The organism is Paraprevotella xylaniphila YIT 11841, assembly GCF_000205165.1.
In the GTDB taxonomy this organism is placed as follows: domain Bacteria; phylum Bacteroidota; class Bacteroidia; order Bacteroidales; family Bacteroidaceae; genus Paraprevotella; species Paraprevotella xylaniphila.
The window spans coordinates 43,319-55,946 of sequence record NZ_GL883879.1; the positions used below are offsets into that span (position 1 = coordinate 43,319).

Here is a 12,628-nt window from a genome sequence, read left to right on the forward strand (position 1 = left end):
GGCCGAAAAGTGTAATTTTGCCGTTTAAAGAAGTTGCCGGGTCATGATGTCGGTTTTTTAATAATTGGAAAAAGAGGTGATGGGTAATTGTCTGGAGATAGCCGGTACCTGTGTCGGTCTGATTTATCTTTGGCTAGAGTATAAAGCTAGCATTTATTTGTGGATAGTAGGTGTAGTCATGCCGGCCATCTATATTTTCGTGTATTATGAAGCAGGGTTATACGCAGATTTTGCTATCAATGTTTATTATCTGTTGGCGGCTGCGTACGGATGGTTGAGTTGGAAATACGGGTGGGGCGGAAAGGAGGACGCTGTTTCTGCTCTGCCGATAACCCATACTCCTCCCCGGATTTATGTGCCTCTGTTCTCGGTCTTTGTGGTCACTTTGGTATTGATTGCCTGGATCTTAACAGAGTTTACCAATAGTGACGTGCCTTGGTCGGACAGTTTTACGACGGCTTTGAGTATCGTGGGAATATGGATGCTGGCCCGTAAATACGTAGAGCAGTGGTTGGTGTGGATTATAGTCGATGTGGTTTGCTGTGGATTGTATGTTTATAAAGAACTTTATTTTACGGCCGGACTGTACGGCCTTTATGCCCTAATTGCTATCGGAGGATATAAGAAATGGATACGAATGATGGAAGAGGAGAAATGAGACGGGTCGGTTGGGATTTTGTGCCGGAAGCGGTGGTCGTGGGGAATGGGGAGTTTCCCGTGTCGGCTTTGCCGTTGAGGATACTGGATACAGCTCCTTTTACGGTATGTTGTGACGGGGCGGCCGACCGTTGTTTAGAGTCGGGACGCGTGCCGGACAGGATTGTAGGGGATGGAGATTCGTTGAGCGTGGAAAACCAGAAAAGATATGCGGGTATTATCCGGTATAATCCGGACCAAGAGACAAACGACCAGACCAAAGCTGTGAGCTATCTGTTGGAAAAAGGATTTCGTCGGATTGCCATTGTCGGTGCCACGGGGCGTAGGGAAGATCATACTTTGGGGAATATCAGCCTGTTGATGGAATATATGCGGATGGGAGCGGAAGTACGTATGTATACGGATTATGGTTTTTTCGTACCGGTGAAAGGGGATTGCCGTTTCTTCTGTTGCAAGGGAGTACAGGTTTCGATTTTTGCTTTCGGCACGCGAGGCTTGCGTGGGGAAGGTCTGGCTTATCCTTTGCGCGATTTTGCCAACTGGTGGCAAGGGACGTTGAACGAGGCGACCGGTGAAGAGTTCGTGATACGTGGGGAGGGGGAGTATTTAGTGTTCATCAATATGCCGACGGTTTCTTAGGGACAGTTTGCCCAATGGGTACAGATACAAAAAAAGAGTTGAAGAAACTTCAACTCTTTCCTATATATGATACTATCGGAATTATCCCAATTTGTTGATGTAAATGGCCAATTTAGATTTCAAATTGGCAGCTTTATTCTTGTGTATGATGTTTACTTTAGCCAATTTGTCTAACATCTTTTGTACACTGGGATACATCGCTGTAGCCTCAGCCTTGTCTGTCGTAGCACGAAGCTTACGAACAGCATTACGCATGGTCTTCGCGTAATATCTATTGTGGAGTCTTCTTTTTTCCTCCTGCCGTATTCTTTTTAATGATGATTTATGGTTTGCCATCTTTACGTTTAAATAATTCGTTCAACTTAGTAGTCCCTAGGAGAGTCGAACTCCTCTTTAGAGAATGAAAATCTCTCGTCCTAACCGATAGACGAAGGGACCAACGCGATTTGAGCTTTCGCTCTTTTGCTTTCTGAAACCGTTTTCAAGTCATTTGCAGACTACCGTTCTCATTTGCGATGCAAAGGTATGGCTTTTCTTTGAACCGACAAAATAAATCGAGGAAAATCTTTCAAAAAAATGTGTTTTTGGTGATTTTTTCCCGTATTTCGGTCGTTTTTCCTAATTTTAGTCCCCAAAAATGGAGATTTATGCAGGAAAAAACGCAAGGCGTGGTGTTGCGTACGCTAAAATACAACGACAATTCTTTGATTGTGGATATCTATACGGCCATACGTGGGACGGTGTCTTTCATGGTAAAGTTGCCAAAATCGCGTAAGGCGGCCCTCAAAGGTGTGTTCTTTCGGCCGCTTTCCATTTTGGAGATAGATTTCGACTACCGGCAGAAGTCGGCTTTGCAGCGCATACGGGATGTGCGGTTCAAGTATGTTTATCAGACGTTGCCGTACGACCCACGTAAGTCTTCCATGGCTTTGTTCCTGGCCGAATTCCTTTGCCGTGTGTTGAAACATGAAGAGGGGAGCGACACACTTTTTTCCTATATCCTCTATTCTTTGCAATGGTTGGATGCCAGTGGGGAGGGGTTCTCAAACTTCCATCTGGTTTTTCTCACACGGCTGACGCGGTTTCTTGGTTTCTATCCCAACGTGGAGGAGTGGCACAAGGGGGATTGTTTCGACATGGTGGAGGCTTGTTTTGTGTCCTCTTCCCCGTCTCGCCATGCATATTTGGAACCGCAAGAGGCGGATCTCATCCCCCTCTTCATGCGGATGAACTATGATACGATGCGTTTTTTTGCGATGAACCGTCTGGAGCGCGGTCGTTACTTAGAGGTGTTGGATGAGTATTACAGGCTGCATGTCCCGGAGTTCCCTGAATTGAAATCCTTGGATGTCCTGAAGGAGGTTTTTGCCTGATTCCGAGCTTGGGGGAAGCAATGTCCGGGGCTTGTATGTCCTTAAGGGATATGCAAGAAAGCTTTGAATCACAAAAGGAAAAAGCCTATGTGGCTTCTTCCTTTTGCGTGTGCCAAATGAAAAGTCTATTGTCTTTTCAATATATAGTGTCCGGTAAGCTCGCCTTGATTGACTGTGCCCAGGCTGTCAGACAGCATAAAGCCTGTTTCGACACGTTTGAAATAAGTCTTTTCTCCGGAAGAAGGAGTAATCAGTTCAATCAAGTCCTTTGCCTTCAGGTGGTAAATGCCGCTGCTTTCATACTTCCCGTCTTTTTCGCCGATGTATTCTCTTTTATAGGTATAAGTGCTGTCTGCATTGATTGTCAGTGAAGCGCGGATGCCTTCACAGGATGCAGCCGGAAATATACCTTCAAAGGTGCCCGTCATGGCGAGGGCAGTTGTGTCGCCGACGGCTGTGGCTGCTTCCGTTTCTGTCGTTTCTGTTGTTGCAGCTTCTTTTTTCTGGTTGCTTGTGCAGGCGGCCATGCAAGCCAACAAGGCTGCTGCCAAGATCTGATTCATTTTTTTCATACTTAAGATCCTTTCTTTTATAAGTTTGCCTTAAAACAGTTGTTTCTTCAAGACACACAAAAGTACATGTTATTTTTGGAATGAAATCATGAACCCGGATAATCTTTTCGACTTTAACATACCAGAGGACCCTTTGGGCAAAAAGGCAATGTGCACAATCTTGTTGGCTAACGAGTTTTCCGGATTATTGGCAACCGTCGCCTGCCGCAAAAGACGGGGCTTTACGGAAAGTGGCGTCAACAGCAATCAGAATCAATTTTTTATCCATAGGCTTTTGCAACTGGGCTGTTTTTTATATCTTTGCCTGATATGCAGACCTATATTCTTATTACCCTCGTCGTCATTGCTACCATCCACTTGATGATGGCCTCCGTGTTGTTCTTGTATTCCCGTTATAAGGTGCAATACTTGTCCTTGGCATGGATTATGGGCATATTCGGAGTGTTGACTTGTGTGTCCTTCCCGTTCATGCCCTTGCTCAAGTTCGCGAATGTCGGCTTGCTCCATCCTTTCATGCTTTTGTTGTTGGTGGTGACTTCTTTTCTTCAGGGCATTTATCCCTTGAGCATCCCCATGCCGGGATATTTGCAGTGGGGACGGATGTGGCGTTATGCCTCGCCGGCCATATTCCTTATTATATTATATGTCGCCAGTCTGCTTTTGGGAAACCGTCCGGTGATTGTCCATACCTACTCCGAACTGGCAGAGTGTTGGTGGGGGCCGGACATGTTGTTCCGTCTGGCAGGTTTGGGGTTGTCTGTCTACTATGTGACCAATATACTTCGCCTGCCCCGGTTGTTGGTCAAGAATGCCGAGATACCCCGTTATTTGAAAGGTTACGTGACCGCCATGGGGCTGAATATGGTGTTCTATATAGTAGTTACGGCAGTATTCAATGCCATGTTGTTATTAGTCTATTTCTATTTGTTCTGTCTTTTGAATATGTATTTGTTCTATCGGACATTGGAGACCATGGCCATCCATTTGCCTAAGCCAGAGATTGTAGAGGTGGATGAAGCACCCACGGAAGAGGTTATCGTGCAGGCCGAAAAGGAGGACTTCAACGAAACCAACCGGCGTCGTTTTGAGCGGGTGGAGTTCTTCATGCAACATGACCGTGAGTGGCAAGACAACACGTTCGGGCGCGACCGCTTGTGCGAGGCCACGGGAATCAACCGCCATTTGTTATTGCAATGCCTCCGGAGCCAAGGTTATAACAATTGCCACGACTACATCAATTCTTACCGTATCAGTGCATTGAAGCGCGGAGTGGCCGACGGCTCAATCGTCTCGGTGGCCGATTGTGTCGTTGTCGGTTTCGGCTCGTCCAAGACCGCCCGTATTTGCTTTGAGCGTATGGAAGGCATGAAGTTGGACGATTACCTGAAGAAAAGGTCTGCCCTCAACGCCAAGGCTTAGCATTGTGCTTGTTTTCTGTTTGGCAAAGTGCCGGGAAACAGAAATGTGGGGCGGGCCGGAACTGCGTTCCGTGCTGCGCCCCACACTTGCGTTATGGATAAAGTTCAGGTTTAGCCTTACCAGAGTCCTTCCCAGTGATTCCGGTTGGAACGGAATTCGCCTTCGAAGATTTCATCCTTTATTTCGATGTCGTTCCTGTCCCCGGTGCCCAGTGCGGATGTCGCGATAATTCCTGTTGTGTCCAATTTCACTATTCCCACAACGGGCGTGGTATAAATGTTCTTTTTCATTTCGGTGTCTCCTGTTTTTATTTTACGATATGTTTTTTTCCGTTGATGAGGTAGATGCCTTTGGGCAGGCCGTCGGTAGTGGTGGCTTGGCTGCGCACCTTGATGCCGTTCAGGCTATAGATGTCGAAGGTTTGGCCGCCTTTCCCGGCTTCCACGTCGGAGATGCCGGTTCCGGTTCCCTCAAGGCGGATGCGCAGGGTATTCACTTCAGATCCGCTTACGGTGAAATAGGCTCCTGTGCTGCCCAGTGTACTGCCCTTTCCGCCGCGCATGATGTACTGTTCGCCTGCTTTCTCGGCTACGCCGTAAAGGCCTTCCATGTTCTTGCCTGCTTCATAGTTGCCGACGAAGGTCACGTTGCCGTGGGTTACGGAAGTGGGGACGGTTGCTTTGATTTCTGTGCTGATGTACAAGGGAGTGGCAGGTGCCTTTTCAAAATAAATGAGATAGGGCGTGTTGGCCATCATGCTTTCTGTTTTAGTGAAAGTGAGTGTAGTTCCGTCGCAAGCGGTGAAAGCTTGTACCTGTGTTGCACCTAATGTAGTGGGTGTAGTGTCGAATGGTAGGCATATCGTGTTCCAATTTGCCGCAAAATTACGGGAGAGAGTCACGTTGTAAAGCCCTCCTCCGGTCACTTCTAACGTTGTGGTGCCGTTTATGACAAGTTCTGGTGCGAAAGAGACTTTAATTATCTGTCCGATAGTGTTAGTCATGTCAATGTCGATGTCGGCTGTCATGTTGTCACCGTTTTTGGTGGCAGAGAGCACCACGGGGACATCCCCCAATTGCGGTCCGAGCCAACTTGTAACACCTTCTTTGTCTCCCTCTGTGATTTGTATGGTTTGGTTGGCGGTAAAGGAGTTCCCGTCTTCGCTTACGGTTAGGTTTTTCAATAAGATGTTACCTATGGGCATGGCATCTTCGCCTGCCCCCAATATGAAGTTGTCCAAGGCGAAGGAATAGGACGCGTCCGTATTCTTGATTAATCGGATAGTTGTAATCTGGGGATCTGCGGAATTGCCGTTGATGGTCACGAGCAATGGATTGGTAAACTTGGTTTCCAGTACTGGCGTGAAAGAGACTTTAATGACCTGTCCGATAGTGCTAGTCATGTCAATGTCGATGTCGGCTGTCATGTTGTCACCGTTTTTGGTGGCAGAGAGCACCACGGGGACATCCCCCAATTGCGGTCCGAGCCAACTTGTAACACCTTCTTTGTTTCCCTCTGTGATTTGTATGGTTTGGTTTGCGGTAAAGGTCTTCCCGTCTTCGCTTACGGTTAGGTTTTTCAATAAGATGTTACCTATGGGCATGGCATCTTCGCCTGCCCCCAATATGAAGTTGTCCAAGGCGAAGGAATAGGACGCGTCCGTATTCTTGATTAATCGGATAGTTGTGATTTGGGAATCTGCGGAATTGCCATTGACGGTCACGGTCAAGAAGCCGGAATAGTCGGTGCTTTCCAAGGGTATTTGTTCTTCTGCCTGCTTGAATTCCAACGTGTAAGTATGGAAGTTTTCTGTATTGGCACTGATGTCGTTCCCCTTCACCGTGATGGTAAGCTTGTGTGTCTCTTCATCGTAAGACTTCTTCACGGTGGCGCCTATGCCGTCGGCTTTAGCGGAAAGTTTGCTTTCGTCGTAATCTGCCGTGATGGTATATTCGTATTTGTCTTTGCTGAAACCGTCGATGCTTTTGCCGTCGTACGAGAGTTCGGCTAATTGGGAATAGTACAAGTATTGCACGTCGTCCACTTCCAGTATGCTTTGGTCTTTGATGTTAGCACGCGTCCAATAATCGGCACTTGAAATGATGACATTCATTTTTTCAGGAATGGTGTTTTCTTGCCCTTTTTCGTAATTTAGCGGCACGATGATTTCTTGCCAGTCATTGTTTGTGGTAGTGGCGAATCCATAGTCGCATGACGCAATGAGCGTCCCGTTTGCCGTTCCACTCTCTTTTCCCATAACAACGCGGTCTACATCTTCTTTTATGTCGTTTGCTGTGTGTGACTTGATTTCTGAGCTGTAGGTCCCTTTCCACAGATAGGCGATTATGTGGGCGTTTTCATTTCCCTCTGTGGATGGCGTACGTTTGTACCATCCTCTGATGGCATCCGGGCGGAAAGTGAAATTTGTCCCGCCATATACACCGCCATCACACTGTTCAATAGTAGAAATGGCATAAACCCACGGGGTGCCAAATGTGATGAAAGCGGGTGCATTGCTACCTATAGTACCGACACCGACAAATTTATTGGTGAGAACCACGGATTTTGTTCCGTTTCTGCTTACACCTTGTGTTATGAGTTTTTCTTGTTTTTCTTGTGGAAAAAAGATAGCCCAAACTTTTTGGTTTACGCTTGAACCGTTCCAATCCATTGGTTCGGTTCCCGGGCGTTGCCTGAAACCTTCGGCTCCACCGCTTTGTCCGCTTTTACTTGATTGGTAGGAACTACCGCAAACTTCTTTCCATGCTTCAAAACCTGTATTTGGGAGATATTGCGCTTGTATTCCGCAGCCAAATGTTGCCCCCAATAACAAAGTAAACAATCTCTTCATTCTTATCTGTCTTTTTATAGTTTGTAAATAGCCGCTTTTAGTTCTTTTGGCCAATACAAAAGTAGGCAGAAAGGCCAAAAGGGCATTTCCTGTTTCGGTAGTATTTTCGGCTTTTACGGTAGTAATTTCAGTAGAATCACGGGTTTACCGTTTTTGCCCGACGGGATGGGGCAGGGTAAGAAGAGAAATGGGGCAGGTGGGGCGTTGTGTCAATATAACGAAAATCCGGATGCCATTGGCAGAAGGGAGCGAATCAATCTCAGGAGATTGAAAAATTGATCTCAGGAGAATGGAAAATCATTCTAAGCAGATTGATTTTTCGTTCTCCGCAGTTTTTCGAAGAAGGTCGTTGAGGTTTGGGAAGTGGCTTGTATTCAGCTGTTTATATGACAAATGCCGATGGAGTCTCCTCCATCGGCATTTGTCATCTTTTTTTGGGGGAATCGCAGCCCGTTACTTTATTTTTTGATAACTTTCTTGCCGTCTACAATATAAATGCCTTTCTGCAATCCGTCGAGGGCATGGGCTTTTTCCACATTGCCCTTCACGAGAATGCCTTGCAGAGTGTAGACGTTTGTCGTTTGCATTTGCTTTTCAGACAGGGCAGAATGAATGGAAGAACCAAAATCGTCCGTGCCGAATACGACGTGGATAGTTTGTCCGAGCAAGACCATTTCAATGTCGATTGTAGTGTAGAATTTGTCATCGGAAATTTTACCTACCATTTGTAGGGGCACATCGCCTAACATAGGACCGAGCCACATGCCTTCAATAGGTATGTCTCCGGCCTCGATTTGTATGGTCTGGTTCGTGGTGAATGTGTTATACAATCCAGAAGCTGTCAACGGGATTTCATTCACCTTGATTGTCCCTACATACATCATGTCTTCTCCTGCGCTAAGACAGAAGTTGGGAAGTGTAATGTTCATGATGCCGTCTTTGGGGGTCTCTACCGTGATTTTAGTAGTTTGTTCAGGACTGGATTCACCGTTAATGGTGACAACGAGTTTGTCTGTGTACTCTTTAGATGCCTTGCTTCCTGTTGAAGCAGCGTTCATGGCGTACCCTTGCGTGAGGCTTGCACAAAATAATAATAAGGTAAATAACTTCTTCATATTCATATTTTTTTAAGTGATCAATAATAATAAGCCATTCCGAAAGTGGCATAGAGTGGGAAGAGTGAGAACGTGACGGTTTCAAAGTCGCTTTTGAACACATCGTTCATACCCCAGTCCAACAGTCCAAAGACGTTGAGATGCTTCTTTATACGGAAGTCGGCACAGAATTCCATCCCCCAAGAAAAATGGCGCATGTTGTCGCTGAAGTCGTAAGAAGCCGGATTGTCGGTACCGATGGTTATCTTTTGTCCCACGGGTGAGCCTTCGCGCAAATAGCCGTCGAAGACTTCGCCGTCGAAGTCACGATAAATCCAATAGCTGACGTAAGGGCCGAGATTGAATGTCCATCTGGCACCCACGCGGTAGGTGGCCGTTACGGGAATCGTGAATCCCGTCATGCGGGTCTCGGTAATGTCCGTCCCCGTGAAACGTCCTTCTACCACGTCTTCGCCCATCACGATGGCCATGTTGTAGTTTTTCACTTCAGCCCCCGTGCGCATGCCTTGCATGAAAAAACGAAGTCCGGCGGAAAGTCCCCATCTCGTATTGAAGTACTTATATCCGTCTATTCCTAAACTGAAACCGCCCTTCGGAGCGAATTCGTTGATTTTACGGATTTCCTTGGGAAGAGGAAGAGGAGTCGTTCCGCCTAGCACGAATCCGGCCCTGACGACATAACCCATACCGTCGTGGTCGGATGTCGGTCCCCATTTCGCATAGTTGGCTTCCCGGTTCTCGCGGTTTTCCTTCATCAGTTCTTTGAGGTCTTGTGCCTGTAACGTGCCCATGGCTGATGACAGGGCAAAGATTAGGATATATTTCAGATGTTTCATGTTCTCTTCTTTATTATGGGTTATTCTTCACAAACCACTTTCACTTCATCTACCAACAGCGTGCTTCCAACGGCGCCGCAGAAACTGGCTCCTTCGATGCTGGAAGTGAAGACGACAGCCAGGTTGTAGCCGTAAGCCTTTAGTAGTTTCTCGTTTACGTTGCCGCTATATTCAAAGGGGATGTCAAAGCGGGTCCATGTGTTGAAATCATGCACCGGATTTTGGATGCGTGCCAAAGCCACGATGTTAGGGTGGGTCAATACGTCATCGCCTTTCAGGGTGACAGGTTGCCCGTGCCCGTCCGTGTTCTTGTATAATACGGCATATAAGTCCGGTTCGTCAATGCGGTCTTCAATGATGGTGCCTTTTCTGTTCTGGAATTTTTCGCCTGGCTTGAATTTGTAATATCCTTCAAAGCGCAATGGTTTTTTGTTGAACGGCAGGCCGAAGCGCGTGGCGGCCATGGCATCTTTCAAGGCGTTGGCCACATCAAACGTCCCGATAAACAAGTTGCCTGCTGCGATGCGCATATTGACCATGACACCGAAAGGACCGGTGTCACACGTTTCGAGCTTGACGGATTGTCCGTTTATGGCATCCTTTGTCCACGGTATCGTAGGGAACTCGTCGGGTTTGGCTGACGAACGGCTGATGGCGTAACCCGGGTTGCCGGTAGCCCATTGGGGGACGTCGTTGCCGTGTGCCGATTTTTCGAACCACTCGTAATAACGTCCATTGGCTTCCATCTTAATGTTTTCAAAAGAAAGGTCGGTCTCTATGGGCTGTATGAGTGCAAACTTTACATGATAATCCCGGTGCCATTGCCGGTCTTCGGACATGACCCGGTAGCGTATGCCGCCGTGCGTGAAGTCTTGCACACTACCGTTTTCGGGTGTGATGGAGGCACCCGGAGTGAGCTTGAAGTTTATTTTCAACGCTTGCAACTGCGTGGAGTCTGTGAAGTCTTCGCGCAGATAAAACACGATGGACGTGTCGGACGACGCCACGTCCTTCACTGCGTCATTCGGGGTGAAGAACAAAGCCTCCTCGTCAGATGCGAGAACATAAGCCTCTTCTATATCACACTCAGAGTTGGCGGGTTCGTTTTGTATGCAAGAGCTTAACGAAAAAGCGGCAAAAAGAGAAAGTCCGCATAAGATTTTCTTCATGAATATACAAGTCTTAGATTAAAACCAAGGCAAAGGTAATGAAAAAGGTTGGTTAAATCGCAAAAAACGGTATAAAGAGTTATTTTACCATTATTTCCTTTCGTGCGTAGGCAGACGAATAGAAAAGAAAACACCGATGAAATCGGATGTTTTTAATATAATCCTGGCAAATGCTGTCTTTTACCTGTTGTTCCGGCCTTCTTTGATTTTTGTTCTACCACGGCATGCAGGATTACGATGTCGGTTTGCGGGCGGTCGTGGGAGTCTGTCGCGGTGGATTGGATGTTTTCTACCACATTGAGCCCTTCTATGACTTCGCCGAATACGGTGTATCCTCCGTCTAACCCGGGTGTGCCTCCGGTGGTGAGGTATTCTTGCTCCATTTTCCTGTTGGTTTCAAAATCACCGTACACACCGCCTTTCAGCGCGGTCCAGGCAAAGGCCAGTTCCCGGGGGCGGTATTTCTTTCCTCATACGATGTAAAATTGCGACCCGTTGCTTAGGCGGTCCGGGTTGTTTGCGTCATTTTCGCGCGCCATGGCCACCGCTCCTCTTTTATGGTATTGGAAAGGCAGGTCTATTTCGGGAGCCAACATATATCCCGGCCCTCCTTCTCCCAATATCTTTCCGCCCGGAGCCTGTTTGGAATTCGGGTCGCCTGCTTGAATGACGAAGTCTTTCACGACGCGGTGGAAGAGCGTTCCGTCGTAGAATCCTTCTGAAACTAATTTGAGGAAATTATCCCGGTGGACCGGTGTTTCGTCGTTCAGCGCGATACGAATGTTGCCCATTGCGGTTTCCAGTCGCACAATCGAACGTTTTTCGCGGATTTTCCCTTGGGTGTGAAATGCGGTTGTTCCTATTAGGAATACCAATAACAAGAGTTTTTTCATAAGGTTTCAGTCTAACTGTGGGCAAAGATAGTAAAAACTATTTCTGCCGGGAAAAAAATCGCTCTTTTTCTTGCAGATGCCTCGCGTTCTTTCTTCATGGAGTTATTAACAGCATGTCGATAAATATTTTATTATAATAAGGTGTATGTGTCTATGAAAATTCGTACCTTTGACCTCGCGTAATGTAAAATATTGATGGAAGAAGCAGTTTATCACGTCCCTGTCTTGTTGAAAGAATGTGTAGACGGTCTGGTGGTCAATCCTGCCGGGGTATATGCCGATGTCACTTTCGGAGGAGGAGGGCACAGCCGGGCGATTGTGTCCCGACTGGATACGGCCGGGCATTTGTATAGTTTTGACCAAGACGAAGATGCCGAGGCGAATATCGTTGCTGACGGACGTTTTACGTTTGTCCGGAGCAATTTCCGGTACCTGAAGAACTGGATGCGCTATTACGGCGTGGGAGAGTTGGACGGCCTGCTGGCTGATTTGGGCGTGTCGAGCCACCATTTCGATGATGCGGAACGGGGCTTCTCGTTTCGTTTCGACGGGAGGTTGGACATGCGGATGAACCAGCGGGCGCAGTTGACAGCGGCGGATGTGTTGAATGATTACGCGGAAGAGCGGTTGGCCGACATTTTCTACCTGTACGGCGAATTGAAGAATGCCCGTAAATTAGCCTCATGGGTGGTGAAAGCCCGTATGCACAGGAGGATTGAGACGACGGAAGAGTTCATGGAGGTCGTAAAGCCTTTGTTTGAGCGTGACCGGGAGAAGAAAGAATTGGCTAAGGTGTTCCAGGCTTTGCGTATAGAAGTGAACCAGGAGATGGACGCCTTGAAGGAGATGTTGACGGCTGCGGTCGAATTGCTCCGCCCGGGAGGCCGCTTGGTGGTGTTGACCTATCATTCTTTGGAGGACCGGATGGTGAAGAATTTAGTCAAAACCGGAAATGTGGAGGGCAAGCGGATACAGGATTTCTATGGCAATGTGGATTGTCCGCTCAGGGCTGTCCATAATAAAGTGATAGTGCCGGGAGAAGAGGAGCAGCGTGCGAATCCCCGTAGCCGCAGTGCCAAGTTGAGAATCGCGGAAAAGAAATAA

12 protein-coding genes, 1 tRNA gene and 1 pseudogene are annotated in these 12,628 nt (G+C 47.4%); 5 read left to right on the forward strand and 9 right to left on the reverse strand.

The features are described 5' to 3' along the window. The first annotated feature begins 79 nt into the window (after nt 1-79). Nucleotides 80-658 carry a nicotinamide riboside transporter PnuC gene (pnuC, locus tag HMPREF9442_RS11985; protein ID WP_008628957.1) on the forward strand — a complete coding sequence of 193 codons (579 nt, stop codon included), beginning with the start codon at nt 80-82 and terminating at the stop codon, nt 656-658. Next, a complete protein-coding gene (locus HMPREF9442_RS11990) occupies nt 655-1,296 on the forward strand; it encodes a thiamine diphosphokinase (RefSeq protein ID WP_008628958.1) in 642 nt (213 codons plus the stop codon). Before pnuC ends, HMPREF9442_RS11990 begins: the two co-directional genes overlap by 4 nt. Nucleotides 1,297-1,377: 81 nt before the next feature. Here HMPREF9442_RS11990 and rpsT read toward each other — a convergent pair whose 3' ends face one another. Both rpsT and HMPREF9442_RS16290 read right to left on the reverse strand, forming a co-directional pair. After that, entirely contained in the window at nt 1,378-1,632 is a 255-nt protein-coding gene (rpsT, locus tag HMPREF9442_RS11995; RefSeq protein WP_008628959.1) for a 30S ribosomal protein S20, read from the reverse strand. A 30-nt stretch (nt 1,633-1,662) separates the two neighbouring features. Beyond that, nucleotides 1,663-1,734: transfer RNA gene (locus HMPREF9442_RS16290), tRNA-Glu, on the reverse strand. A gap of 209 nt (nt 1,735-1,943) precedes the next feature. Between HMPREF9442_RS16290 and recO the strand changes: the two genes are divergently transcribed. Further along, nucleotides 1,944-2,669, forward strand: a complete 726-nt coding sequence (gene recO, locus HMPREF9442_RS12000; RefSeq protein ID WP_040603083.1) for a DNA repair protein RecO — start codon at nt 1,944-1,946, stop codon at nt 2,667-2,669. 125 nt (nt 2,670-2,794) lie between these two features. Here the strand turns inward: recO and HMPREF9442_RS12005 are convergent, their stop codons facing one another. Then, a complete protein-coding gene (locus HMPREF9442_RS12005; protein ID WP_008628962.1) occupies nt 2,795-3,241 on the reverse strand; it encodes a copper resistance protein NlpE in 447 nt (148 codons plus the stop codon). 309 nt (nt 3,242-3,550) lie between these two features. On the opposite strand from HMPREF9442_RS12005, the gene HMPREF9442_RS12010 reads away from it, so the two are divergent. Continuing rightward, the gene (locus HMPREF9442_RS12010; RefSeq protein WP_008628965.1) at nt 3,551-4,660 is read left to right on the forward strand and encodes a hypothetical protein; all 1,110 of its coding nucleotides are present in this window, start codon (nt 3,551-3,553) and stop codon (nt 4,658-4,660) included. Between the two features lie 116 nt (nt 4,661-4,776). Here the strand turns inward: HMPREF9442_RS12010 and HMPREF9442_RS16470 are convergent, their stop codons facing one another. The 6 genes and pseudogenes from HMPREF9442_RS16470 to HMPREF9442_RS12035 form a co-directional block, all read right to left on the reverse strand. Further along, nucleotides 4,777-4,950 (reverse strand): hypothetical protein, encoded by a 174-nt coding sequence (locus tag HMPREF9442_RS16470; RefSeq protein WP_008628967.1) that lies wholly within the window; start codon nt 4,948-4,950, stop codon nt 4,777-4,779. Nucleotides 4,951-4,967: 17 nt separating this feature from the next. Further along, nucleotides 4,968-7,511 carry a calycin-like domain-containing protein gene (locus HMPREF9442_RS15435; protein WP_008628969.1) on the reverse strand — a complete coding sequence of 848 codons (2,544 nt, stop codon included), beginning with the start codon at nt 7,509-7,511 and terminating at the stop codon, nt 4,968-4,970. Between the two features lie 458 nt (nt 7,512-7,969). Further along, entirely contained in the window at nt 7,970-8,626 is a 657-nt protein-coding gene (locus HMPREF9442_RS12020) for a calycin-like domain-containing protein (RefSeq protein ID WP_157183539.1), read from the reverse strand. Nucleotides 8,627-8,646: 20 nt separating this feature from the next. Beyond that, the gene (locus HMPREF9442_RS12025) at nt 8,647-9,462 is read right to left on the reverse strand and encodes a porin family protein (protein WP_008628975.1); all 816 of its coding nucleotides are present in this window, start codon (nt 9,460-9,462) and stop codon (nt 8,647-8,649) included. A gap of 20 nt (nt 9,463-9,482) precedes the next feature. Further along, nucleotides 9,483-10,631 carry a PCMD domain-containing protein gene (locus HMPREF9442_RS12030; RefSeq protein WP_008628976.1) on the reverse strand — a complete coding sequence of 383 codons (1,149 nt, stop codon included), beginning with the start codon at nt 10,629-10,631 and terminating at the stop codon, nt 9,483-9,485. Between the two features lie 152 nt (nt 10,632-10,783). Further along, nucleotides 10,784-11,524, reverse strand: a pseudogene (locus HMPREF9442_RS12035) (peptidylprolyl isomerase). A 195-nt stretch (nt 11,525-11,719) separates the two neighbouring features. Here HMPREF9442_RS12035 and rsmH point away from each other — a divergent pair. After that, on the forward strand, nt 11,720-12,628 hold the full coding sequence (gene rsmH / locus HMPREF9442_RS12040) for a 16S rRNA (cytosine(1402)-N(4))-methyltransferase RsmH (RefSeq protein WP_008628982.1): 909 nt from the start codon (nt 11,720-11,722) through the stop codon (nt 12,626-12,628).